Genomic DNA, 25,737 nt, shown 5'->3' on the forward strand with positions numbered 1-25,737 from the left:
GACAGTCAGTCAAAATTGTCTTGATCAGAGAAGAGGAAGGTGGGCAGAGCCGTGAGGCCGGCAGTAGTGAGCATCTGACGGCTGGCAGGGAGGGGCGTGCGGCGTCTGAGGGAGGCAGGTCAGGCAGGCTGTGGGGTAAGGTAAGGATGGCCATGATAGCGGCCTGGCTGGTGCTGAGCGGAGCCTCCCGCCCTGGCTACGCTGGCACGGCGGGAGAGCAGCGGTCGGTAGTGGGTGACTGGCCACTCACTCAGCTCAGGCCATGCTGTGATAGGCAGTCATGGCGATGAAAATCGGTTTGGAGGAGGCGCTGAGGGATCAGGCGAAAGAGGCCCGTTCCGATCTGGGCCGCATTCGTCAGGGTGCGCAGGGCCAGCAAGGCCCCAATGCGCGTCTCCTCGCTATAGTCGAGCAGCTCAACCATGTGATCGAACTCGGCCTGCGTCAGTACCTCGTAGGAGAGATCGGGGCGCACCAGCATCGTCAAGTCGAGATCGACGTAGCGCACGCCTGCCACCTCGATCGTTGGTGGCAAGATGATGGTCGCATAAGTATAGAGCAGGTCGCAACCATTGTAGAAGGCGCTCAACATATACCAGCGCTCTGGCCAGAAGAACTGGAGACAATGATGACGCAGTGGACGTGTTCCGGTGGTCCACTCCATCAATGTTCCGGCGGGCAGCCAGAGACGCAGGCAGTCGGCACCGGGCGAAGCGGTTGGAGGATCGCTCAGCTGCACCTCTGGGGAGAGGCGACAGGCGCGCCAGGTGCCGCGCAGCACTCCATCATAACTGCGACTCTCGACACGGAAATCCGCTTGCATACGTATACTTCTCCCTTCCATCCGCCTCATAGTACGCAAATCTGCCCGGTTCGTCAAGCTGGGCGGGAGGAGTATGCGGGTCCAGGTTTGCCTTCTACTGTTGGTGGTGAGCAACGCTTTCTTTGCTGGCTGGTCCCAGTGCTCACTCAACAGCTGCTATCTCTCAACCAGCGAAATATAGTAGAATAACAGCTAGAGATTTGCCTTATGGCGTCGTCAGAGCAAGCTTGAGAGCGAGAAAGAGTCTCCTGTGCTAGCAAGAGCAACGGGCAGGAGTTTAGAAAGAGTAGAGAGATCATGCTGCGCTGTCCGCGCTGCCAGACGCAGAATCCGTCGCATGCCAAATTCTGCTTTGCCTGCGGCCTTCGCTTCTTGATCTGCCCATACTGTGGTACAGCCAACCCGCCGGTGGCTCGCTTCTGCATTGAATGCGGACGGCTCCAGAGCCAGAAGGGGGATGAGGAGAAGCCGGCGGAGATCTCGCCCTGGCCGGTATCGGCCTTCCGCAGTGGAGAGGAAGGAGGGTCGTCGGGGCCAGAAGTGGTACCTCAGTTGCCCGCGCCGACGCCTGCGCTGGAGTCGACTTTGAGGACGCCCGAAGAGCGGCGAGTGGTGACGGTGATGTTCGCTGACATTACCGGTTCGACGCCCTTGGCCGACCGCCTTGATCCAGAGGATCTGCGGGCCATCCTGGCCAGCTATTTCACCTTGATGACAGAGCAGATTCGTCGCCACGGCGGTACTGTTGAGAAATACATCGGGGATGCCGTCATGGCTGTCTTTGGTCTGCCGCTGGCGCACGAAGATGATCCTGATCGGGCCATTCGGGCCGCACTCGACATGCAAGCGGCGCTGGCGCGCTTCAACCAGGAACGCCGCCGGCGCGACCCGGAGGCTGCGCTGCTCCAGATGCGCATTGGGATCAATACCGGCGAGGTAGCCACGCCCGGGCCTGATGGTAGCCTCAACAGCCGCCGTGATTTTCTGGTGACAGGCGAGGCGGTCAATCTCGCCGCGCGCCTGCAGCAGGTGGCCAGTCCCGATACGATCCTGGTGGGGGAGCGCACCTATCTGGCCACGCGTGAGGTCTTCCGCTTTCGCCCGCTAGCCCCCTTGCAGCTCAAGGGGAAGGCAGAGCCTAGCCGGGCCTGGGTGGTGCTGGGTCTGGCGGACGAGCAGCCTTCCAGCTCACTGGTAGCGCGCTCCCGCCGCGGTCTGCTGGCCCCGTTGATTGGGCGCTCGTTGGAAATGACCTTGATGCATGCGACTTATGCTCGTGTGTTGGCCGAGCGTCAGCCTCATTTGATCACTTTGCTGGGTCCTTCGGGCATTGGCAAGTCGCGCCTGGTACACGAGTTCATTGAACGCGAGCAGGAGAAAGCTCGCTATACGACAGGCCCGGAACAGTTACCGGCGCCGCTGGTGATGCGTGGGCGCTGCCCCCCTTATGGAGAGGGTATCACCTACTGGCCGCTGATCGAGATTCTTCGGGCCTTGCTCCAGGTGCAATATAACGAGAGCGATGAGGATATCCATCGGCGTTTCACGGCCTTCGTCAGCGAAGTATTGGAGAGGGCTGGGAACAAAGAAGATGCTGCGGATGTGACTGAGGCCATCCTGCTGAGCGTTGGGCGTCACCTCGGGCGGTCGATACCGTTGCCGGGGGGCGAACGTCGCGAGCGGCAGCGCATGGCCTACGCACGCAATCTGGAGCAGAGTGGCACCCAGATGACCTTACTACGTTCCTGGCGCGTCTTCCTGGCCGCGCTGGCTCAACAGCAGCCGCTCATTCTCGTGATCGACGATCTTCAATGGGCTGATGAGGCCCTGCTCGATCTGCTGGAGCACCTGATGGAGCGGCTGAACAATGTTCCGCTTCTCTTGCTCTGCCCCGCGCGGCCCGAGTTTCTGGAGCGGCGCCAGGACTGGGGTGGGGGACAGCGCAATTTTACGACGATTGTGCTGGAGGCCCTCTCTGCCGAGGAAAGCAAGGAGCTGGTGCGCGCTTTGCTGAAAAACGCTGAGCTGCCGGAGGCGCTCTGTCACACGATCCTGTCCCGGGCTGAGGGGAATCCTTTCTTTGTGGAGGAGCTGATCCGCATGTTCATCGACCAGGGGATTCTGGTCTATGAGCAGGATAGCTGGCGTGTGGCCCGCGAGAAGGAGCATCTTCTCAGCGAATTGGCCAGCCCGGCAGGGCCTCCCGGTGATGTCTTGCTGGACCTCCATTATACCCTGCCCTTGCCGCGGGTCCCCGATACGATCCAGGGGGTGCTGGCGGCGCGCGTCGACTTGCTCAGTCCGGTCGAGAAGCATGTCTTACAAAAGGCGGCGATCATCGGACGCACGTTCTGGCTCGCGGGCTTGCGCGAGCTGACCGCTGAGCTGGAGGAGGAGACGCTCCTGCAGACGCTGGAGTCGCTGATCACGCGCGACTTCATTTCTGAGACAGAGCGGCGCGATCGTAGCCCTGTTGAGAACGATCGGGTCTTTAGCTTCAAGCATATTCTGACGCGCGATGTGGTCTATCACACGCTTTCGCGGGCGCATCGCGCTCTGAGCCATGCCCGTCTGGCGCGCTGGCTGGAAGAGCAGGTCAGCGGGCGCACTGAACGTTTTGTTGAGCTGCTGGCTTATCATTACCAGCAGGCAGCCGCTAACTGGACGCCCAGTCTGCTGGACAGTCTGGCCGAGGAGGATATCGAGCTAGAGCTGACGCTGCAGGAGCTGCGTCAGCGAGCTACGGTCTATTTGACGAGCGCAGGCGATCAGGCGCTGCGCAGCTACTATACGATTCGGGCCATCCAGGCTTACAGCGATGCATTGGAGCTGTTGAGCGAGAGTGGAGCAGACCGCCGTGCACTGGCGCGCATGCACGAGAAGCTAGGTGACGCCTTCACGCAGCGTGCTAACCTCAAGGAAGCCTGGCAGGCTTACCGGCAGGCGCTCCAGCTGCTGGAAGCGGAAGCTGAGCCGCCTTCGGCTGATCTCCTTTATCTTTACGATAGTCTGGCCGAGCTGGCAACGCGCTGGGGGCCGTGGCACGAGGCTCTCCCCGATATGGATGAGGTGCGTGCCTACATCGATGCCGGGCTGGCTCTGGCAGAAGATCAGGGTGATCGCTCCGTCTTTCTGACGTATCTGGCTCTGTGGTACATGCACCAGCGGGAGGATGATCCCAACAACGTCGATGAGCGAGCCAGGCAAGCGGAGCAAGCCCTCAAGAGTGCCCGCGAGGCGCGGCGCCTGGCCGAGGAGGCCCAGGATGTGGAAGCGCTCTGGCTGGCTCTCGACGCGCTCGGGGGGATCTATATGAAGCTCTGCGACTATGCAGAGGCCCATCGTACTCAGCACCAGCGTCAGCAGCTTCAGGCCCAGATTACTCGCCAGCAGGGGCGTCAGGATCGGCAGGAGCTGCACGATCTTTACTATTCCCTGGGATGGGTGCACTTCTTCATTTGCGATTATCCAACGGCAGCGCGCTGGTTCGGTGAGTCGTGGCAGGTTGCTCAGACGATGGAAAGTCCGTCGTTGCTCCTGCTTAGTATGCTGGGGCGCATCCACGTCTGGTACGAATGGGAGCGCTGGGATGATGCGCGCGAGGCAGCGCAGAAGGCCCTGGGGCTGGTCGAGCAATACCAGCTTGAAGAGATGTGGGAGATCGACGCCTTGAAGCATTTGGTGATGATTGCTTACCAGACGGGTGACTATGAGAGTGGGGAGCGCTATCTGCGTTGCCTGAAGCTTCTCGGTGAGCAGGCAAGCTCTCGTCTGCTGCGCCTGGATCTGGAATTAGTTCTACAGCTCGCACGCGAAGATTGGAACGGGGCTGCTGAGACGCTCAGGGAGGAGATTCGACGTCACGAGCCATTCGTTCGACCGGAGCAGCAGGCGCTGCTGGCCGAGCTTCTCGTTCAGATTGGCGCCTCGGCTGAGGAGCAGGCTACGTGGTGTCAGCGCGCGCTGGCGGCGGCTCGCCGGTCGCAGGCGGTGAAGGCCGAGGGCCGAGCCTGGCGCGCGCAGGGCCGCATGGCCCTGGCTCTGCAGCGCTGGGAGGAGGCTCGGACCGCTCTGCAGCAAGCCTTAGCGCTTTTTGAGCGTCTCGACCTCCCCTGGGAACGTGGCCAGACCCTCTACTACCTGGGCGAGCTGCATTGGAGACAGGCGACCAGCGCTCAGCTTCCTGACGCTGCGAGACGGTGGCGTGAGCTGGCTCGTCGCTACTATACGCAGGCGCTGGGCTTCTTTACGGCCTTGCATGCCGTACGTGATAGCGAGCGCGTCAACAATGCTCTGCAAGAGCTGCGATAGCGAATCGCGCATGATGGTAGAAGATTGCTTATCGCTCAACCAGGGGTTCACAGCGCCACCAGTATTCATCGTGCCAGAGGCGGGTCGAATCCCAGGCTGCTCCCATTGCGCGGGGCAACGTCGCCAGGTGGACCTGCTCTAAGGTGGCGCCGGCCTCTGCCAGGTAGCGCTGGACGCTACGTAAAGCCAGTTGCGGTGTATTGTTGATCTGGCTCAGATGAGCCAGCCAGATCCAGCGTAGGCCATCGGCGCGCCAGGTCTGCAGGATCGCCTGGGCTGCTTGTTCGTTAGAGAGATGACCAGTAGGGCTGAGAATACGCATCTTGAGGGGATAGGAGTAGGGGCCCTGTAGGAGCCGTTCGCGATCGTGATTGGCCTCCAGGACCAGCAGATCGGCTTGACGCATGGCCTCTAGCATGATCGGGGTGACGGAGCCGCTATCTATCACCACACAGACGCGACATCCTCCAGCAGAGAGCAAGTAGCCACAGGGAGCCGCGGCATCGTGAGGGACCGGGAAGGAAACGATCTCGATATCGCCAAGCAGGCAGGAGCTGCCAGCAGGCAACGCCAGCGTTCGTCGCAGGGGTTGTGGTGAGGCTTTCCCCCGCTCTCTACGAGCACTCTGTTGGCCACCCTGTCTGACGACAGGCTGTTCCTCTCTTGGGCGGTGAGAGCGAGGCTGCTCTGTGCCGGGTCGGCTGCTAGCTGTTGTGTTCGGTTCCTGCTGCGGGTTGTCCGCCAGGGCTGCCAGGGTGGCAGGGTCAGCGATTACGAGCGGATCGTAGCGTCTCAGCAGCGTGGGAAGGGCCAGTGTGTGGTCATCATGTTCGTGCGTGAGGAGAACAGCAAGTATCTGGGCGGGGGAGACGCCAGCCAGATGGAGGCGGTTGATCAATGTACGGCAGGGCAAGCCAGCATCGATTAGGAGCCTGGTCCGTCCGTTAGGGCCAGCCTCGATGAGCAAGGCGTTGCCGCTGCTGCCACTCCCCAGAGAAACGACGCGCATAGACTCTCTACCGGGCCCGTTCTGATATCTCGTGCTGCTGTATCTTTCCTGGCTCTTGCTGTCGACTGACAGGCAGTTCGGCCTTCCTTTGAGGCATCAGCGAGCAGGTTGCCCAGGCAGGCCGAGCAGGAGGCGAGCGTTTTCGCCCAGGATTTTCGTCAGCTCATCAGCGTTGAGGCCGGCCTGCTGAATATGCTCGATGACGCGGCGCTGGCGCAGCAGGGCATAATCGCTGGCAAAGAGAATACGCTCGGCCCCTACCAGCCTTGCCACCGTTGAGAAGATGGCTGGACGGTAGAGGAAGACCGTTGCAGCAGTATCATACCACACCAGGGAACAGGCTTGCTGCACCTCTGGCATCAAAGTATAAAAAGGCAGACCCCCACCCCAATGGGCTGCGACAAAGCGCACGTCGGGAAAAGCCGTTAGAAAGGCGACCACGTCGGCCACGGAGACATCGCCTTTACCAGGATAGAGGTGGCCCACCGGCTCGCTGCAGTGGGAGAGTACAAGCAAGTGATAGTGGCGCACTACCTCAATGAGAGGGCCCAGCAATTGAGTGTCGCTCAGGCGGTAGCCCTGGCCGTGGGGCATGAGTTCGCCCATGCCGATCATGCCAGCCTGGGCACAGCGTTCCAGCTCGTGCACTGCCCTCCTGCCTGCTGTAGGTAAGATGACCGCCATGCCATAGATGCGGCCAGGATAGCGGCGCATGGCATCGAGAACATAGCTGTTTCCTTCTTCGATCAGGCCCGGGTCGGTCCAGCCAAAGGAGAAGGCTACTGAAGCATCCACGCCCGCAGCATCCATTTCCGCGATCAGGTCCTCGGCAGTGGCCAGCTTGCTGCGGGGATTGGCATAGAGGGTTCGAAACCAGGGGTCGCGCTCGCAGTAGCGCTCGCGTTGCTGACAAATATGAGGAGGGAAGAGGTGAGTATGGAAATCAATGATCATGCTCTGCTGCGCTTCTCGAAGGGTGCCCCAGGCTACAAAAAAAGGGCACTGCCTGCTTGGCACGCCCCTCTTCCCGCTTGCTTACTTTGCTTCTTTGACGCGCTTTCTCACTGGCTTGTACAGAAAGCAACAGCGAAACAGGGAGAACCTTACCACTGAGTGGTGTCTTGCCTCAATTTTGCTGAGTGAGAACCGCCGTCGCGACAGCGGGGATGCGTCGCGCGTTCCATCCTTGACTATAGCAGGCGATCAGCGATCTTTTGCAGTATCGTAAGGGAAGGCACAAGCCGTTCGGTCATTAGGGCCGGTCAGCTGCACCTGTTACCAGGTGTCCACCTCCGGTCTATCGACCAGGTGATCTGCCTGGGACCTTATCTCCGGCTGGGGGTCCAGCCTGGAGGGGGAAGCGGCTCTTGGGGTCGGCTTCGCGCTTAGATGCTTTCAGCGCTTCTCCTCGCCTGACGTAGCTACCCGGCTCTGGCCTGGGCAGGCCAACCGGCTCACCAGCGGTCAAGCCCTCTCGGTCCTCTCGTACTAGAGCGGACTCCCCTCACGCTTCCTTTCGCCCACGACGGATAGAGACCGAACTGTCTCACGACGTTCTGAACCCAGCTCACGTGGCGCTTTCATGGGCGAACAGCCCAACCCTTGGGACCTACTCCAGCCCCAGGATGCGCCGAGCCGACATCGAGGTGCCAAACCCTGCCGTCGATGGGAACTCTTGGGCAGGATCAGCCTGTTATCCCCGGGGTAGCTTTTGTCCGTTGCGCCACACGCCTTCCACTCGGACATGTGGGATCACTCAGCCCGACTTTCGTCCCTGCTCGGCTTGTTGGCCTCGCAGTCAAGCTCCCTTTTGCCTGTACACGCCTCAGGTGATGTCCATCCACCTTGAGGGAACCTTTGGGCGCCTCCGTTACCCTTTAGGAGGCGACCGCCCCAGTCAAACTCCCCACCTAGCCCTGTCTGCTGGCGGGTTCTACCGCCTCAGCATGAGTCCCGACAACACACCAGAGTGGTATTTCACCGGCGCCTCCACCGCCCCCACGAGGGCGGCTTCTTCGGCTCCCACCTATCCTCCGCAGGTGTGCCCTCGGCACCAGGCCAGGCTAGAGTCAAGCTCCACGGGGTCTTTTTGTCCTGTCGTGGGTAACCCGCATCTTCACGGGTACTGCAATTTCGCCGAGCCCTCTGTCGAGACAGCGCCCAGGTCGTTCCTCCTTTCGTGCGGGTCGGAACTTACCCGACAAGGAATTTCGCTACCTTAGGACCGTTAGAGTTACGGCCGCCGTTCACCGGGGCTTCCCTGGCGAGCTTCGTGCACCCGCCAGCTTCACCTTCCGGCACTGGGCAGGAGTCAGCCCCTATATCTCCGCTTCCGCGTTCGCAGGGACCTGTGTTTTTGGTAAACAGTCGCCTGGGCCTATTCCTGCGGCCTCCTCACCAACCCTGACCTGCTTCGGATGCCCTTGCGGGCACCCCTCCGGTCAGCGCCAGCTACGAAGGCGCCCCTTCTTCCGAAGGTACGGGGCCAAGTTGCCGAGTTCCTTGACAGAGGCTCACTCGTTCACCTGGGGAGATTGCCCCCCTGCCTACCGGTGTCGGGTTGCGGTACGGGCAGAGGTACGTCTGGCTAGAGGCTTTTCTTGGCGGCCTGGGGGTCGATGACTTGTCGCCTCCTCGCGGAGGCTCGTGCCTGGGGTCACGTCTGGTGGCATCGGGCTTTTCCTCGATGCCTCGCTTCCACCAGGCAGCCCATCCTGTCCACTCGATGGGTTCACCTTCCCTACCGCGTCCCCCCTTCGCTCCTGACGACGTCCTCTGGGGCAGGATTGTCCACCTGCTCTCCATCGCCTACGACCTACCGTCCTCGGCTTAGGGCCCGCCTAACCCTGGGTCGATCAACGGTGCCCAGGAACCCTGAGGCTTTCGGTGGGAGGGATTCTCACCCTCCTTGGCGCTACTCATTCCGGCATTCGCACTTCCGTCCGCTCCACCGGTCCTTGCGGTCCGGCTTCTCAGCTGACGGAACGCTCCCCTACCAGCCTCTCATCTCTTGCGAGAGGCTCCACGGCTTCGGTCGGCTGCTTCAGCCTCCTGGTGTTCTCGGCGCCAGCTCGCTCGACCAGTGAGCTATTACGCACTCTTTCAATGATGGCTGCTTCTAAGCCAACATCCTGGCTGTCTGGGCCAGCTGACCTCCTTTGCCACTCAGCAGCCCCTTGGAGACCTTAGCCGGTGGTCTGGGTTGTTTCCCTCTCGTCTGACAAGGTTATCCCCGCCAGACTCACTCCGCCGCCCCGCTACTCGCGCTGGGCATTCGCAGTTTGCATGAGCTTGGTAACCAGCTCCTGGCCCCGCACCCACACAGCGCTCTACCTCCCAACGCTGCCGCGGCGGGCTGCACCTCCATGCATTTCGGGGAGAACCAGCTATCTCCGTGTTCGCTTGGCATTTCACCCCTACCCACAGCTCCTCCCCTGGTTTTGCAACACCAGTGGGTGCGAGCCTCGACGGATTGTCACATCCGCTTCACTCTGGCCATGGGTAGCTCACACGGTTTCGGGTCCCATCGCCGCTACCTGCCACCAGAGAGCTGGTGGCTGCGCCCTGTTCAGACTCGGTTTCCCTCCGGCTCCCCTCCTCTGTGGGGAGGTTAACCTGCGGCAACGACGATGCACTCGCCGGATCATTCTACAAAAGGCACGCCATCAACCCGCACATGGCGCCTGCTCGGGCCGGCCCCAGTTGCCTGGGACCCGCTCGCCGGCCTGCCACGGCATGGGTCTCTGACTGCTGCTCGCGTCCGCGGTTTCAGGCACTCTTTCATCCCCCTCTCGGGGTGCTTTTCACCTTTCCCTCACGGTACTCTGTCCGCTATCGGTCGCTGAAGGTCTTTAGCCTTGGAGGGTGGTCCCCCCTGCTTCCCACCGGGTTCCTCGTGCCCTGTGGTACTCAGGGTCCGACGTCAAGCCCTGGAGTTGCTGTCCCCCTACGGGACTCTCACCCCCTCTGGTGTGGCGTTCCAGCCACTTCGGGTCCAGCATCCCAGCGCTCGGGCCTGGCCCCACGCCGGCCCTACAACCCCGCCTCGGACCTGTTGCCAGGTCGCGTGACGGTTTAGGCTCTTCCCCGTTCGCTCGCCACTACTGAGGGAATCTCGGTTGATTTCTCTTCGTCGGGCTACTAAGATGTTTCAGTTCGCCCGCTGCCCCTCGTGCGGTCCTGTCAGACCGCCGATCTCCGGCCATCACGCCGGAGGGGTTGCCCCATTCGGAGACTCAGGGTTCATCGCTTGCCAGCAGCTCCCCCTGAACGTTTCGCCGCTCGCCGCGTCCTTCTTCGGCCTTCAGCGCCTAGGCATCCCCCGCGTACGCTTCTCGCTTGTGCGCTTCTCGCGACACCTGCAAGAGATCTCTTTGCGCCTTTACTATCTGTCTTGGATGTCTCGGCTTCGCTTTTGCCCCGCCGTCCACGACGGTTCATTTCGCTCAGCAAAATTGAAGCAAGACACACACTCAGTTGTTAAGGTGCTGGTGCCAGTGCCATGCGGCTCGCGCTGCTCTTCCCCTTACTGCACAGCAACCACGCAAGCCACCGCCCCCGACACCTGAAAAGTGGAAAACCTGCAGAGGTGAGGGCTGTGCTCATCCCTCATCGGCTATCCAGCGCCTCGCTCTCCCGCCAGCCGCTTGCTCGCCACTGGCGTCTCAGCTCGCATTTCAGCGCTGTGACCTAGAGTCACTTAGAAAGCTCGCTTCATCCGGGAGCGAAACCGCATTCAGGCAGCTTCAAACTACCCTTGATGAAACGGATCGACCTGGAAGGGAGCGGGTTCATCAGGAAGCAAGGTCTCCCTTACCGTGAGCCACCACGCTCCGACTCCCTAGAAAGGAGGTGATCCAGCCGCACCTTCCGGTACGGCTACCTTGTTACGACTTCACCCCAATCACCGACCCCACCCTCGACGCCTGCCTCCCCTCTCTTGAGGGGTTCGCCCAGCGGCTTCAGGTGTTGCCGGCTTTCGTGGTGTGACGGGCGGTGTGTACAAGACCCGAGAACGTATTCACCGCCGTGTGCTGACCGGCGGTTACTAGCAACTCCTCCTTCATGCAGGCGGGTTGCAGCCTGCAATCTGCACTGAGATCGGGTTTAAGGGATTGGCTCCCCGTCGCCGGGTCGCTGCCCGCTGTCCCGACCATTGTAGCGTGTGTGTCGCCCAGGATGTCAGGGCCATGCTGACTTGACGTCATCCCCACCTTCCTCCGCGTTGTGCGCGGCAGTCCCCTCGGAGAATTCCAACCGAGAGCGGGGGTTGCGCTCGTTGCGGGACTTAACCCAACACCTCACGGCACGAGCTGACGACAGCCATGCAGCACCTGAGCACGCCTCCCTTGCGGGCCGGCCCATCTCTGGACCCTCAGCGCGCTTGTCCAACCCTGGTAAGGTTCTTCGCGTTGCATCGAATTAAACCACACGCTCCGCTGCTTGTGCGGGTCCCCGTCAATTCCTTTGAGTTTTAGCCTTGCGGCCGTACTCCCCAGGCGGACCACTTCATGCGTTCGCTTCGGCGCGCAGGGGGTCGATCTCCCCACACACCTAGTGGTCAGCGTTTACGGCTAGGACTACCGGGGTATCTAATCCCGTTCGCTCCCCTAGCTTTCGCCTCTCAGCGTCAGGTACCACCTAGGACAGTGCCTTCGCCTTCGGTGTTCTTCCCGATCTCTACGCATTTCACCGCTCCACCGGGAATTCCCTGTCCCTCTGTGGCCCTCAAGTCGGACCGTCTTCCTGCCTCTCCCGCAGTGAAGCCGCGGGCTGTCAGCCGGAACCTGCCCGACCGCCTACAGGCCCTTTACGCCCAGTAACTCCGGACAACGCTCGCCCCCTACGTCTTACCGCGGCTGCTGGCACGTAGTTTGCCGGGGCTTCTTCCTGGGGTACCGTCCTCTCTCTTCCCCCAGAAAAGCAGTTTACAACCCGAAGGCCTTCTTCCTGCACGCGGCGTCGCTCGGTCAGGCTTTCGCCCATTGCCGAAGATCCCTCACTGCTGCCCCCCGTAGGAGTCTGGGCCGTCTCTCAATCCCAGTGTGGCTGGTCGTCCTCTCAGACCAGCGACCGATCGTCGCCTTGGTAGGCCGTTACCCTACCAACCAGCTAATCGGGCGCAGGCCCCTCCTGCAGCGCCCCGCACCCTCCGGCGCGGAGCTTTCCTGGCGCCTCTTGCAAGACGCCACCGTATGCGGGATTGTCGGCACTTTCGCACCGGTATCCCCCACTGCAGGGCAGGTCACCCACGTGTTCCTCACCCGTCCGCCACGCCCTCCCCTCGCGGAAAGGACGTTCGACTTGCATGTGTTAGGCACGCCGCCAGCGTTCGTCCTGAGCCAGGATCAAACTCGCCATCCAGTTCTGCTTTTCCCCGATCACTCATCGAGATCGAGGTTCTATCTCCAGCGGCTGGCTCCTCAGCCTCTGCTGAGCGAACCACCCACCAAATTTTCAGCTCTGGATCAGCGAAGTCATCAGCGCTGCTCACCTAGATGACTGTCTGCGAACCAATGCTACCGGCACAGCATTACCTGTGCTGGGCACGAGACCTAACAGACAGCGCGACCACAGGCGAACACAGCACATCCGCCTCTGCTGTTTTCCACTCTTCAATTGTCAAGGTGCACTGTCGATCGCTTCTATCCCGTCGGAAAGACAGACAAAGATCAGCCGCGTCTCAAGTTGCACTCAGGATCGGTCGATCTGCATCCCGACAGAGCGGCTCTTCACCTGCGCTCTCTCAAGGGTGCTACACTGAGGACACCGTGCCGCGGTTCTGAAATCTCTGTGGAGAATTTCTGCGAGAGATTTGTCGACCGTCTTTCCGTCCGGCGCGGACATAATTATGCCATAGGGCTAGGATCTTGTCAAGGGGGGTGACCGGGAATTTTTCAAATTGGGGAAAAAATTGGCCAGATTGGAGGAGTCTCAGCTGGTTGTAGTGGAGACCAGGGTAGGGGAGTCAGGTTCGGTAGCGGTGGGGAAGCAGATGAGAGAGGAGGCCGACACCGGGTGGGGGAGTAACCCGCGTCGAGTGCCGGCCTCGGTCTCCTGTGTTCAGAGCGGCTCTTCCTCGTCGCTCTCGCTTATGGTATACGGTGGCTTCTCGACTGGCACACGATAGCCACGAGGCGTCTGCGAGTTCTCGCTAGTACCGAAGGGCTGTGGCAGTTGGGTTGGAGTGGCCAGGTCGCTGGTGATGGCGCGCACCAGGCGTTCAATGCGGTCCCAGCGTGGCGGGAAAGAGGCTGCGTAGAATTTCTCATGCCCCTCGCCGTCGTAGATGTAGAGGGTGTAGTCGCGATCAATGTAGCGGTAGTCCACCTTGATATAGGGGATACGGACCAGCTCCAAGACTTGCAACGTTGGTCGCAGGCTCGACTGGACCGCCTCAGCGCTGGCGCGTCCGGAGACCGCTGCTGCTGTACGTACTTCTTCTACGGCAGCCTGCCAGATGTCGAGTGGGACCGCGTCGGGTGGCGCTTCGGGATGGAGGTTTTCATCGACTTCGGCGCTGTAGACCAGTTCTCCCTCGGCCTTCAGTAGCTGCTGCTGGGGCAAAGCGTCGGTGCCCACAAAGCGGTACCGTGTGCGCAGTTCGAAGCTGCGCACAATCTCGCGATGGCGCACGATCTTGCCAGTGCCGTTGCAGGCAGGACAGAGCGTGAACTTGGCGCCCTGACAGGCAGGGCAGACGCGCTTGCCGGTGACGCAGTCGCAGTCAACTTCGCCGTTGATGCAGTCAGGGCAGGGAATGACGCGCCCCTTGTTGGCCGGGTCAGTGTCCAGGGGATTGGGGACCAGTAGCCCCTGCTGGCGAATGCCTTCAAAGACGGTAGAGACGCGCTCACCAAGGGCATTGGTCAGTTTCTCGACGCGCCGCTGCAGGAAAGGCCGCTTTTTCTGTTCGGCCCAATCAGCTACGTAGCCGCGCCCCCGGCAAGTCGTGCAGCGCTTGCGGGTCCGTCCACGGCAGTCAGGGCACGTAATCCAGCCCCGTCCACTGCATTCGGTACAGAGCGCCCGCCCGGTACCATTACAGGTCGTACAAGCAAGCAGCTCATCCAGGCCCTCCAGGCGCGTGCGTGTCGCAGGAGGGCGCAGATCGCTAACCGCCGGCAGCTCGTAGTCCCAGACAGGTAGCAGAGGCTGGGGCTTGCCAGGTACCTGACCGCTATATGGCTCGCTCACAATCTCCAGAGCCCGGTGTTCCCAGCGCGTTTGCACGGTGATTTCCCAGACCTCGTCTCGGCTCATGGCAACTATGTCCATGTAGGTGCCCAGGTCCCGCGCTACACGCCAGTTACCAGCAGACCAGCTGTTGACAAGCTGACGAATCCTTTGCTCCTCGATGTCACTGGACGGCGCTGGCCGCGGCACTGTCTGCGACTGCTGCCAGTAGGTGCTGGCGCGATCCACTACCTTTTTGAGCTGCTGCTGAACTTCGCTGACTCCTTGGGTCAAAGCCCGCCCTAGCTCTTCGAGGCGCTTATCTATGTCGTTCGGGCCGAGCGGATTGCCCGGCGTGTTAGTACTCTGTTCCCATTCGTTGCTCATGTCTTTTGCCTCCCGGCTCTGGGCACAGCTCACCGACCAGCCTCTTGCTCAGGCCGGTCAGCTTGGCTGGCTGTTCACTCACTTGCAAGCTGGCTGGGCTGCGCCCTCGCTCTCATCGCGCTATCTCTGATTACCAGTTATACGCTTTAGCCCGCTGCTACGTTGTAGCTGAATCGCTCGTCAGTGGCCCGGCCTCGGCCTGGCACACTGGCTGCCGGGATGGCCTGGCTGGCTCACGATGAACTGCCGAGGCTCTTCTGACTCAGCCAGGACCTGCTAGAGCAGAGGAACAATCTCGTGCTGCATGGGCACGCCGGTGACTTCTACTTCTCGCTCGTGGATTAAGAGATTGATCTCGCTGCGTACGCCGAAGTCGGGCAGGTAGATGCCCGGTTCCAGCGAGCAGCAGGTCCCTGGCAGAAGACGACGTTCGTCATGGGTTTCAAGATTGTCAAGATGCGCTCCTTCACCGTGTTCCGCCGTGGTGATGCTGTGGCCGGTGCGATGGACAAAGGCTTCACCATAGCCGGCACGCGCGATGACGGCGCGCACAACGTCGTCAACTTCATAGGCTTGCAGGAGCTGACCCGCCGCCAGCCGCTGACGGATGAAGTCGAGTCCCGCGTCGCGCGCCTGACAGACCAGGGCAAAGATTTCTCGCTGCCGCGGAGGGATTTCGTCTTGTCGACCGACGAAGGCCATCCAGGTATAGTCGGCATAGATGGCCTCCGGCTCGGGCAGACGGGCCCAGAAGTCGATGAGCAGGAGGTCACCGCGCTGAATAGGACTGTAGTGGTCGGCTGTGGGCGCGTAGTGAGGATTGCCAGCGTTGCTGTTGACGGCAATGAGTGGCGGCTCCTCGACAAGCAGCCCCTGGGCACGCATGAGCGCCAGGAAACGCTGCTGAACAGTATATTCGTCGAGGCTCCTTCCCGCCTGGAGATCGCTCGTTAGCTCTTCCAAAAGCTGGTCTTTGGCCACGATGAGACGCCTCCCCGCTTCACGATGGCTGGCGAGCTGCTGGGGCGTCAGACGCGCAACGAAGTGCTGGGCCAGGTCAGCTGAGCTGACAACTTCGACGCCATAGCTGCGCACCAGCTCAACTGTCCCGGCATCAACGAGGGATAGATAAGGAATGGCGTTGTGAGGCGAGTACTCCATTGCGATCCGCCAGCCCGGTTGGAAAAGGTCACGCAGTTGGGCATGGAGTTCTTGCCAGGAACGGAAAATACGCTGCTCCCCCGGCAGGCTGCGCAGCACATGCGGCTCAACCGCACTGACCAGGGCCAGTGGCTTCCCCTGGGCTGGTACCCAGTAAAACCAGCGCCGGGTAAACATTTGCTCGCGCGGCAGGTCCAGTATCCGGTGAGCAATGGGATTGGAACGGCGGAAATCGTAGAAGAGCCAGCCCTGTAGTCCTTCTTCTCGTAGGGCCTGCTGAATGTGCTCCAGGTTCATGCTAGCCTGTTCCTTCCTTCCTTCCTTCTTTGTCTCTTGCTTTGGTTTTCGCCCTCGGGTGAGGCGCGATTTCAGGCTCTATTCTACCACTCTCCGTGCTCGTAGCTTTCCTGCCAGATGAGTGACCCTGCTCCTCCCCCGCCACCCGCCAGCAGCCAAAGACTCATTCAGCTCAGCCTGCGCTTCTCCAAGATGCACAGCGTGAATTCCTCTCACCCTGCGAGTATTCTGAGGTCGACACATCGTTATATATGAATGTTACGAAGGTTAGGAGCGGGGGACCTTCGCAGGGGGACACATCGTTGAGAGTTCTCTAGTGTGTCGGCAGGATTCCGCTATGACAAGCCAGGAGCAGTCAGATTGGAAATTCGAGACTGATCAGCCGTCTGCCCAGGTCCAACCGCCCTTGGAGGAACAGGCCACCCCACAATTAGAGGCCGGACCGGGGAGGCCAGCCTCCGCCTTTGAGCAGCTACCGACGCGCAGACTACAAGCCCCCAGGAAACGACGCCCTCTAGGGCGTGTGCTGCTGGTAGCGTTGCTGCTGGTCGTCCTTCTGCTGGGAGGTGGGGTCGCCTATGGCTACTACTACTTTCAGACAGCAATCCAGGAGCCTGTTTCGCACTTTGTCCACCCAGTGAGCCGCAGCAGCGAGGAGCCAACCAATGTGCAGCCAACCACGGGAACCGATATTACCGGCCACCCCTGGAATATCCTCTTGCTAGGCAGCGATAACGACGGCAAATACACGTTTCCTGCTGTCCTCACCCAGGTCATGATGGTCGTCCACATTGATCCGCAGCAGAACCAGGTCTTTCTGGTCTCAATCCCGCGCGATTCCTGGGTCTCTATCCCCCAGGTGGGAGGCATGCATAAGATCGATCAGGCTTTCTTTCTGGGAGCTATCCAACACAATAGCTTCGATGATGGGGTGCGCCTGGCACGCCTGACGATTGAGAAGGATTACGGCATTACGATCGATCGCTATGCCTGGGTAGGTCTGGAGGGCTTCGCCAAGGTGATCGATACGCTGGGCGGCGTTGATATCGATCTTGCTCATCCTCTTGTTGACGATACGTATCCCGATGATGTCGGAGCCAACGCCTCTAATCCCTATGGCTATCGACGGGTCTATCTGTCTGCCGGGCCTCAGCACCTGACGGGCGAGCAGGCTCTGGCTTATGTCCGCTCACGCCACGCCGACCTGGTCGGCGATATCGGGCGAACCCAGCGCCAGCAGCAGGTCTTGGAGGCGCTGAAGAAGAAGCTGGATGTGGCCAATGTGATCGAGCATCTTCCGTCGCTCATCGCTGATCTGCAGGGCAAGGTCTATACGGACCTCAGCGAGGGGGAAATGATCGGCTTCGCGAACTATGGCCGCACGCTCTCCTCCAGCGCTATTCACCAGGTCACGCTCGGCCCCGGTCCTGGCGACCAGAACTATGGAACGCTGACCACCGTCTACGATCCCTCTGTCGGCGCTGATCAGTCGGTGGTCCTGCCCAACTGCTCAAATATTCAGCCGCTCATCAACCGCATTTTCGGCCTCGGCGATGTCGAGAGCTGCCACGTCGCCGGCACCTGAGCTGCACCCAGTGCCTGACTGGCGGCCACTCCCCGAGCAGGCCAGGAGCGAGCAGGAGCGAGCGCGTGGTCCCGCTACGGCGCTCGCTCGCTGCTAGTGGCAATGTGCTACAATAGGCTCCAGAGAAACTCACTCTCAGCGCGAGGAGCCTTTGTGATTGAGCAGCAAGCCGTACCCACACACGGCGCCCCATCTGGTCCCGTCCGCTATTTGCAGTTTGAGCATCTGCTCCAGTTCCCAACTCTCGTACATGCAATCTTTACTCGCCACGGTGGCTACAGTCAGTCTCCCTGCGCCAGTTTCAATGTCTCTTTTAAGGAAGATCAGCCGGAGGCAGCAGCGGCCAACCGCCTGCTCGCGCTGCAGGCCCTTGGTCTGGAGGGCTGGCCCTGCGCGACGGTATGGCAGATCCACAGTGCCGAGGTGGCCCTTTTTGAGGGCGCTCGCTGGGAAGACTGGCTTCCGGACTGGCCCTATCGGGCTGTGGAGGTGGCTGGCCGCCCGGTGATCTGGACCCCCCGTCCCCGCCGCAAGGCCGACGCTATTATGACAGCAGAGCGCAATGTGGTCCTGGCGATGTCCTTCGCCGACTGTCTGCCGCTGCTCTTTTATGATCCCCAGCACCAGGTCATCGCCCTGGCGCATGCCGGCTGGCGCGGTACAGCGCGCGGGATCGCTCTGACAACTGTCGAGGCCCTGTATCAGCATTTTGGCAGCGCTCCTGAGAGTCTGCTGGTCGGCATCGGGCCAGGCATCGGTGCCTGTTGCTACGTGGTCGATGAGCTGGTGCGCGATCTGTTCTATGGCCGACGCGAGTTTGCGGAGCTGCCTGTCCGCCCAGATCTGCGTAACCTGGTAGCCGAGTCTGCCGTATTCTCTCTGGTACCTGCCTCCCAGGATTCACCGGCTCCTTCTGATGAGTCACAGCTCCGTCTGGATCTGTGGGAGACGAACCGCCGGCAGCTCTTGCTGGCCGGGGTGAAGGCTGAGCATATTGCGCTCGCTGGTCTCTGTACGGCCTGCCACCAGGCGGACTTCTTTTCGTATCGCGCTGAGCGGGGACGTACAGGCCGCTTCCCGGTACTGATGGCCCTGCGCGCCGAAGGGGCCTGAGTGCACTCTCTAGGAGCGAGATAAGCAAGATGGCCAGGCAACGAGCAGAGAGGCTGAGAGCGTCCATCTGGCCTGTGATTCTGGCTGCGACAAGGACGGCCTGACCTGGAGCAGAGGGCAGGAGGGTAGAGGCAATGAGAGAGTCGTATGTCTATGGCACGGAAGAGCAGTTACAAGAGCGGTTGGCAATCAACCTGGCGCGAGTACGCAACAGGATGGCTGAGGCCGCTGCGCGAGTAGGCCGCCGCCCGGAGGAGATTACGCTCGTGGCGGTCTCCAAGACGTTTCCAGTCGAATTTGTGAAGATAGCGTATAATCTTGGCGTGACTGATTTCGGCGAGAACCGGGTGCAGGAGGCCTTGCCGAAAATCGCCGCTTTCCACCCCCCTTCGCTACACTGGCATATGATTGGTCGCCTGCAAAGTAATAAGGCGAAGAAGGTAGCCGAGGCTTTCGATTGGGTGGAAAGCATCGAGAGCTGGCATAGCGCTCAAACCCTCAATCGCCACGCCGCCAGCCTGGGGCGGCGCATCCCCATCTTGCTGGAGGTAAATGTGGCCGGCGAGAGCAGTAAGGGCGGCGTCAATCCAGATGAGCTGCCCGAGTTCGCCCGCCAGGTGGCCGCTCTCCCCCAGCTGGAAGTCCAGGGCCTGATGACAGTGGCTCCCCTGGTGAGCGATGCCGAAGAGGTTCGCCCTGTTTTTCGAACCTTGCGTCAGCTAGGCGAACGTCTGCGCACTCTGCTGCCGCAGTGCCCCTGGCAGCATCTTTCTATGGGCATGACCGATGACTACTGGGTCGCGATCGAGGAAGGCGCTACTATCGTGCGCATCGGGCGGGCGATTTTCGGCGAGCGCCCGCGACAGTGAAGGATTGAACGATGAAACCTGGCGATTTTCTTTTCAGCCGCCGCATGCGGCAGAACCACGCGCTGGAGCACGCTACGGTCACCATCCTGAGCCGCATGGTGCCCGATCTGCGCGTCTCTGCGCGCGCGACAACCGATGGCTTTTTGATGTTTGGCAGCGATGTTGATGTAGAGGTTTTGCGCCACGCCGCGGAGGAGGCTCTCCAGCGCCTTCAGGCCGGCGAGGCCGAGCTGGCAATTCACCCCAACTGCGGCACTAACCTGGCCGTGGGCATCTCGCTGGTTACCATCGGAACCATGCTCGGCTTTGCTTCCTCACGGACACGGACACGGGTCACTTCGACGGTTCTTTCTTCTCTGGCCGGACTGCTGGCAGCGCGCCCCCTGGGGGAGCTGGTCCAGAAATACGTGACCACTTTGCCAGATCTGCGCGGCGTGCGCGTGACCGAGATCAGGCGCCGAAAGATCTTCGGCTTTCAGGTGATTGAGGTCCGTACTGCTCAGGAGTGATGCTATGTTTGGTCTGCCGATCCCAATCTTTCATTGGATTGTTCAGTATGGCATTGGCCTGATCCTTTTTACGCTGGTCTTACGGGCCATCGCTTCGTGGTTTGGCCTGGATGAGCGCTATGGCTTTTTCCGCTTTCTTGCAAGCTACACCGACCCGTTCATCAAGCCAGTGCGCCGGCTGGTGCCGCCGATCATGTTCATCGATGTCTCGTTCATGATCACCATGTTCCTGCTGTATACCCTGATGGTGCTGCTACTCCAGGCATTACCCCCAACATGGTAGCTCCTTGCGGAACAGATGGGAAAAGGCAGACAGACAGGTGGGAGGCCAGGCCAGGCAAAACCGCGAGATGACAGGCAGAAGAAGATGCTGAGGGTGCAGGCGCATGTGACGCCGGGCAGCCGACGGGAAGCGCTGGAGTGGGATGGTTCGCGCCTGCGGGTATGGGTGCGAGCTGTGGCGCGTGAGGGCGAGGCAAACGCGGCCCTGCTCGCTCTGGTGGCACGCCGTCTGGGAATCGGGCAGCACCAGGTGAGTATTGTCCACGGAGCTACAGCCCGTGAGAAGGTGCTGGCTCTGGAGGGCCTGACTCTGGAGGAAGTCCAGCGCCGCTTAGGTGGCGGCTCCTGAGTTGTGTCATCCTTCCGTGACGGTAAATCGGCCCGGCCCATCTTACCTGTCCAGGCCGGCTGCTTGAGGCCACCCAGGCCAGCATAGGACAGACTCAGCGTCAGGATGAGGGCCAGGAGGGGAAGGCTGCTTGACGCTGACAGGTCAGGAGCTCCTGGCGTCGCAGCGCTTCCCTTCTCCTGCAGAGAAGTTTTTTGGCCCTTTGCAACGGGTGTTCAGTTCTCCAGGCCGCGCAGGAGCAGATCGGCCTCTTCAGGAGAGAGCCGCCCCTCAGCTACCATGCGCAGGATGGCGGCACGGGCTTCGGCGCTTTCGCTGCCGCGCTCATGAGTGCAGTCCCCACCGGTTAGATCAATCCGCCAGCTACGCCGCCGCCTCAGCTCGCGGGCCACCTCAGAAGCTTCACGCCCTAGCTCGCGGCCCAGACGCCCTAGCTCCTCACCGACAGAGGCAAATTCCCGTCCCAATTGCCGCCCCCACTGATCCCAGGCGGGTCCCCAGGACCAGGACCAGGACGGTCTTCTCAGTCCCCAGGTTGCTGGTGCACCCGCTCCCCGCAGGCTAAGGTCACCACCAACTTGCAGCTCCATGGTGGCTGCCCCATCGCCGTAGGTGAGACTCACGGCCCCACCATCAGGAACAGGCACGTTGGCGCCGCTGATCGAACCCGAGACAACTGCCTCTATCTTGAGGTTGGCCTGCTCGGGCAGGATAATACGCGCATCGCCTCCAACACGCAGGCGCGTATAGCTGCCCGCCGGAAACGTACCGGCCAGCGAGAGATTGCCGCCGATCGCGCTGGCTTCGACGCCCCCACCCATTTCACGTAGATCAACGTCGCCGCCTACATGCCCCAGGCGGAGCGGGCCGGCCAGCGCCACCCCGCTCAGATCACCCCCAATGTTCCCTAGCTCAACCTCGCCAGCCAGCACCTGGATAAAGACATCACCCCCAATGTTATTGGCGTACAGGCGCTGCGCCTGAACAACGCGCAGGTCACCGCCAACATTGCCCAGTGACAGCGCGGCTTCAGCACTCTCTTCAAACCGACAGTCGCCGCCAACGTTGCCCGCCTCGCAGCGACGCCGCACCTGACGCACCTCGAGATCGTCACCAATATGGTCGATATCAGCTTCCTCCAGCTCGCTCAGCTGGACCTTTCCCCCAACTCCATGCCGCACGCGGAGGGTTCCCAGGCGCCGCGCCCGCAGGTCAGCACCACAGGCCAGCACCTCTGCCGGCTCCTGAATGGCTTCCAACACCAGGTCGCCTTCACAATGGCTGAGTCTGGTCCCTCCGCTGATCTCGCTCAGCACCACATCGCGCGCCTTCTCGATGCTGACATGCCCGCTCAGGCGCCGCACATAGAGATCAGTGATGGCCTTCGATCCTCCCAAGAAACGGCTGCCCAACGGGATGCGCAACGTCAGGTCGCCGACACCACCACGAATCTTGAGGAGATCCTGCTCCTGACTGATCTCCGGCAGCTCGCCAGCGGCCTCCACCGCGATGCTGTTCTCTTCCCAACCCCAGACCTCCAGACTTCCCGCAAGATCCTCAATGCTCACGCGCGGATGCCGCCCAACAGGAAACAATTGCTGTTGTCCCATCGCTTTTCTCTTCCTCTCTTCCGTTCCTTTTCTTTTTCAGCCCTCTTACTCCACAGACGAACACAGTGCGTCTCCAGACCTCAGAGCTATGGCCCATACCCACTGCTCTCCGGAAGCGAGGGCACAAAATCACCATAGCCCTAACTATTAGAGCTATCACTATCGTGATTTTATCACAACATTGCCATAAATTCAACATATCTATGCGAAATAATGCCAATATGATGAGGATATTTTGCCTGGGGGAAGGGTGAGCTGGGAGCTGGCGTCAGCAGCAAGAAAGCGCGACCGACCTGTCCGCTCTGGTCTGGCCTGAGAAATGAAGCGGACCAGGGTGGTCGCGCCTGGCTCCTGGTCGCTGTGTTGCGACCGCGGCTGGACTGCTACTTGAAGAACTTGCCTTCAATCGAGTTAATCTTGATGTGTCCCTGGGCGTCGACGTACAGGACGACGATTGCCTTATCGACGGGGTCGCCGTTACTCGCGAAAGAGATCTGGCCACTGAGGCCCTGGATCGCTCCGCTGCCACTGATCGTAGTGAGGGCCTGGCGCAGTTTGCTCCCCGTCAGGCTTTGCTGATTGCCCCCCAAGCCCAGCGCCCGTCGATAGGCTTCGAGCAAGGTTTCCGTGGCGTCGTAGGCCAGGATCGTATTGAAGTCAGCGCGGGTGTAGCCGTAGCCACTGTGCTGACCATTGCCGCTATAGAGGCGCGCATAGTCGCTGAAGAAAGGCGGCAGAGAGCGCCCCAGATAGCTCCACTCATCGGGATAGGCAAAGGTAGTAAAATGCAGGCGCGTGAAGACTTGCTTGACGTTGCCGTAGCCCTGCGGCTGGTAGAGGGCATCCCCGCCAAGGACAGGTAGCCTGGCGAATGTACCAGTGGTAGGCAGATACGTGAGCAAGGGCGTAATATCGCTGGCATAGCCTGCAAAGTAGATGAGATCGGGATTCTTGCCCAGGGCATCCGAGAGCAGGGTTGGCAACTGCTCGGTATGGCTGCGCTGGTAGTGCTCTTCAGCGACGATCTGTCCCCCTGCCTGGGTAAAGGCATCACGGAAGTCGCGGAAGAGGCTGCTACTATAGCTATTGCCTGGATCGTAGAAGGCCGCCACGCGGTGGGCGTGAAGGACCTGCAGGGCATAGCGGGCCCCGGCGCTGGCCTGGACGTGGTTGGAGGGCACCACGCGGAAAAAGTAGGGCGAGAGACCGCTGAGCTGGTCGCTGGAGGCCGTTCCCGAGACGAGCGGGATCTGAGCCTGCGCCAGCACTCCCACCGCATTGATGGTCTGCGAGCTGAAGGGCCAGCCCATGACACCCACAATGGTGCGATCCTTGCGAGCCTCCTGCACAATCTGCTGGGCCACCGTACCGGCGTAGTTGTCTTCGCTGCCCGAGTTGGCAATGAGCAGGCGTAGCTTGAGACCGTTGAGTTCATTGGAATCGTTGAACTCACGCTGCGCCACATAGGCACCCTGCAGAACCTCTCGCCCGACATCGGCGTCAGATCCGGTAAGCATGGCGCCGATGACGAGCGTCAGGTAAGACGAGCCAGAGGCCAGGACGCGCAGGTTTTCCTGATAGATGAGCGCCTCGGCATCATTGCTATCCTCGGCGATGGCCTGAGCAAGATAGGACTGGGCAGAGGCGTAGTCATGAGCTTTGAAGCTTTCAGCCGCTTGCTGCTTAAGGCTGGCATCTCCACTGGCGCGTGTCGTGTCGAAGATGATGCTGCCATCGCTGAGACCCAGCAGCTCAGGCTGTCCCCCGGTGTCTTTGATGGTGAAGGCCCCAATGCCGTTGATGTTGGCCGGCAGCGCTGTGCTGACGGCGGTCGCGCTGCTCTGCTCCTGCGAGCTTCCCGACCCTTGCAGGCGCTGGCGAAAACCGCTGAAGGCACCCAGGGCAATGGCTCCGATGAGGATCAGCACGAGCACCAGCACCAGAAAACTGGCGATCATCTGGCCATTGTAGCTTCGCTTGCCTGGTAGGCCAGGCTGGACGACAGGCGGAGGCAGAGGCTGAGGTGTTTGTGGCGCTTGCCCGACCTGACGCTGCCGCCGGCCTGGTACTGGGCCGGTGACAGGCCCCTGGGCAGTGGGTAGCGCTGAGGGTATCGTGGGCGGGAGCGGCGTAAAGGGACTCCTGCTCGGCGTGCTTACAGTTGTGCTTGTGCCTCTCGTCGGACTGGCCGGGACGGGACCGGGATAGCTGAAGCCGCCGCTCTGCGGGCGCGATCTGGTAATGGGATGAGCCCCCGTGGTCAGACTGGCACCCAGCAGGCCAAAGCGCTCCTCCAGGATCTGGTCAACCTCCTGCTTCATCTCACTGGCACTCTGGTAGCGCTTGGTGATATCATTCTGCAGGGCACGGGTCAGCAGCCGCTCGATCTCCAGCGAGAGCTGTGGGTTGAGCGCGCGCACTGGCGGATAGACAAATGGCGGATGCTCGCGTGGGTCACGGTTGGTCAGCAAATGATGCATGGTAGCCGCCAGGGCATAGAGGTCCGAACGCGGGTCGGCCTTCCCTTGATACTGCTCCGGCGGAGCGTAGCCAGGCGTGCCAAGCGCGCTCGTCTGCTTGCGCGCTGCGTCGGCAGCCAGATCAGGACGCGCGATGCCGAAGTCGACAAGGTGGGCTCGGCCATCGTTGCTGCCGATGATGATATTGGCCGGCTTGACGTCGCGATGAACAATTGGCGGCTTGCGGCTGGCCAGGTACTCCAGAACCAGGAGAATATCGGAGGCGTAGACCAGAACGTCGTCTTCGGATAAAGGCCGCCCCAGGCGATTCAGACGCTCTTCCAGGTTTTCCCCAGCGACATACTCCTGGACCATGAAGTAGTGCGAGCCTTCCTGGAAATGGTCGGTCACCGCCGGCACGAGAAAGTGATCAACGCTGGCCAGCGTCGCTACCTCACGCTTGAAGTTGCGCACGTCTTCCTGTAACTGGGCCGGGTCGCTGCTGTCAGAAATCAGCTCCTTGATGACGACGAGCTTGTTATTGAGCCGTGTATCTTCAGCCAGGAGTACTGCCCCCATCCCCCCTTCGCCCAGAATCTGCTTGATGACATAGCGATCGTTCTGGAGCCGGTCACCGGGTCGCAGCGAGGTCGAAACTTTCTCTCCCAGCCCTGGCCCCTGCACCTGTGTTTGCTGGGCTCCGCTGAGATCACTCGTCTCAGCATTTAATCGCCTGCCACATTGGTTACAGAAGCGCCCGCCCGGGCGGTTTTCAGCACCACAGTAAGGGCATTTCAT

14 protein-coding genes and 2 rRNA genes are annotated in these 25,737 nt (G+C 61.0%); 7 read left to right on the plus strand and 9 right to left on the minus strand.

Annotated elements, in window-relative coordinates; all coding sequences use genetic code 11:
* Positions 1-250: 250 nt before the first annotated feature.
* Complete coding sequence (locus N688_RS19725) at positions 251-823, minus strand: ribonuclease FAU-1 family protein (protein WP_052890880.1); 573 nt, start codon at positions 821-823, stop codon at positions 251-253.
* A gap of 297 nt (positions 824-1,120) precedes the next feature.
* On the opposite strand from N688_RS19725, the gene N688_RS19730 reads away from it, so the two are divergent.
* Positions 1,121-5,134 carry an adenylate/guanylate cyclase domain-containing protein gene (locus tag N688_RS19730; RefSeq protein ID WP_052890881.1) on the plus strand — a complete coding sequence of 1,338 codons (4,014 nt, stop codon included), beginning with the start codon at positions 1,121-1,123 and terminating at the stop codon, positions 5,132-5,134.
* 28 nt (positions 5,135-5,162) lie between these two features.
* On the opposite strand, the gene N688_RS19735 is transcribed toward N688_RS19730, so the two are convergent.
* The 6 genes from N688_RS19735 to N688_RS19760 form a co-directional block, all read right to left on the minus strand.
* Positions 5,163-6,143 carry an MBL fold metallo-hydrolase gene (locus tag N688_RS19735; RefSeq protein WP_052890882.1) on the minus strand — a complete coding sequence of 327 codons (981 nt, stop codon included), beginning with the start codon at positions 6,141-6,143 and terminating at the stop codon, positions 5,163-5,165.
* 96 nt (positions 6,144-6,239) lie between these two features.
* Complete coding sequence (locus tag N688_RS19740) at positions 6,240-7,097, minus strand: amidohydrolase family protein (RefSeq protein ID WP_052890883.1); 858 nt, start codon at positions 7,095-7,097, stop codon at positions 6,240-6,242.
* 278 nt (positions 7,098-7,375) lie between these two features.
* Positions 7,376-10,487 (minus strand): 23S ribosomal RNA (locus N688_RS19745).
* Between the two features lie 500 nt (positions 10,488-10,987).
* A 16S ribosomal RNA gene (locus N688_RS19750) occupies positions 10,988-12,506 on the minus strand.
* Together the 16S and 23S rRNA genes form the textbook arrangement of a ribosomal RNA operon.
* Before the next feature lie 699 nt (positions 12,507-13,205).
* Positions 13,206-14,705, minus strand: coding sequence for a hypothetical protein (locus N688_RS19755; protein WP_052890884.1), 1,500 nt, complete (start codon positions 14,703-14,705; stop codon positions 13,206-13,208).
* Between the two features lie 276 nt (positions 14,706-14,981).
* Positions 14,982-16,163, minus strand: a complete 1,182-nt coding sequence (locus tag N688_RS19760; protein WP_052890885.1) for a M24 family metallopeptidase — start codon at positions 16,161-16,163, stop codon at positions 14,982-14,984.
* Positions 16,164-16,500: 337 nt separating this feature from the next.
* On the opposite strand from N688_RS19760, the gene N688_RS19765 reads away from it, so the two are divergent.
* From N688_RS19765 to N688_RS19790, 6 genes are all read left to right on the plus strand, one after another.
* Positions 16,501-17,748: an LCP family protein gene (locus N688_RS19765; RefSeq protein WP_052890886.1), complete on the plus strand. Its 1,248-nt coding sequence runs from the start codon at positions 16,501-16,503 to the stop codon at positions 17,746-17,748.
* Positions 17,749-17,901: 153 nt separating this feature from the next.
* Complete coding sequence (gene pgeF / locus N688_RS19770; RefSeq protein ID WP_052890887.1) at positions 17,902-18,861, plus strand: peptidoglycan editing factor PgeF; 960 nt, start codon at positions 17,902-17,904, stop codon at positions 18,859-18,861.
* Positions 18,862-18,995: 134 nt separating this feature from the next.
* Positions 18,996-19,730, plus strand: coding sequence for a YggS family pyridoxal phosphate-dependent enzyme (locus N688_RS19775; RefSeq protein ID WP_052890888.1), 735 nt, complete (start codon positions 18,996-18,998; stop codon positions 19,728-19,730).
* An 11-nt stretch (positions 19,731-19,741) separates the two neighbouring features.
* Entirely contained in the window at positions 19,742-20,239 is a 498-nt protein-coding gene (locus N688_RS19780; protein WP_052890889.1) for a DUF6391 domain-containing protein, read from the plus strand.
* A gap of 4 nt (positions 20,240-20,243) precedes the next feature.
* Complete coding sequence (locus N688_RS19785) at positions 20,244-20,522, plus strand: YggT family protein (protein ID WP_052890890.1); 279 nt, start codon at positions 20,244-20,246, stop codon at positions 20,520-20,522.
* 84 nt (positions 20,523-20,606) lie between these two features.
* A complete protein-coding gene (locus N688_RS19790; RefSeq protein ID WP_052890891.1) occupies positions 20,607-20,870 on the plus strand; it encodes a DUF167 domain-containing protein in 264 nt (87 codons plus the stop codon).
* Positions 20,871-21,085: 215 nt separating this feature from the next.
* Here the strand turns inward: N688_RS19790 and N688_RS19795 are convergent, their stop codons facing one another.
* Positions 21,086-22,480, minus strand: coding sequence for an SHOCT-like domain-containing protein (locus N688_RS19795; RefSeq protein ID WP_052890892.1), 1,395 nt, complete (start codon positions 22,478-22,480; stop codon positions 21,086-21,088).
* Positions 22,481-22,863: 383 nt separating this feature from the next.
* Positions 22,864-25,737, minus strand: coding sequence for a protein kinase domain-containing protein (locus N688_RS19800; protein WP_081839045.1), 2,874 nt, complete (start codon positions 25,735-25,737; stop codon positions 22,864-22,866).

The organism is Thermogemmatispora carboxidivorans (assembly GCF_000702505.1).
In the GTDB taxonomy this organism is placed as follows: Bacteria; Chloroflexota; Ktedonobacteria; order Ktedonobacterales; family Ktedonobacteraceae; genus Thermogemmatispora; species Thermogemmatispora carboxidivorans.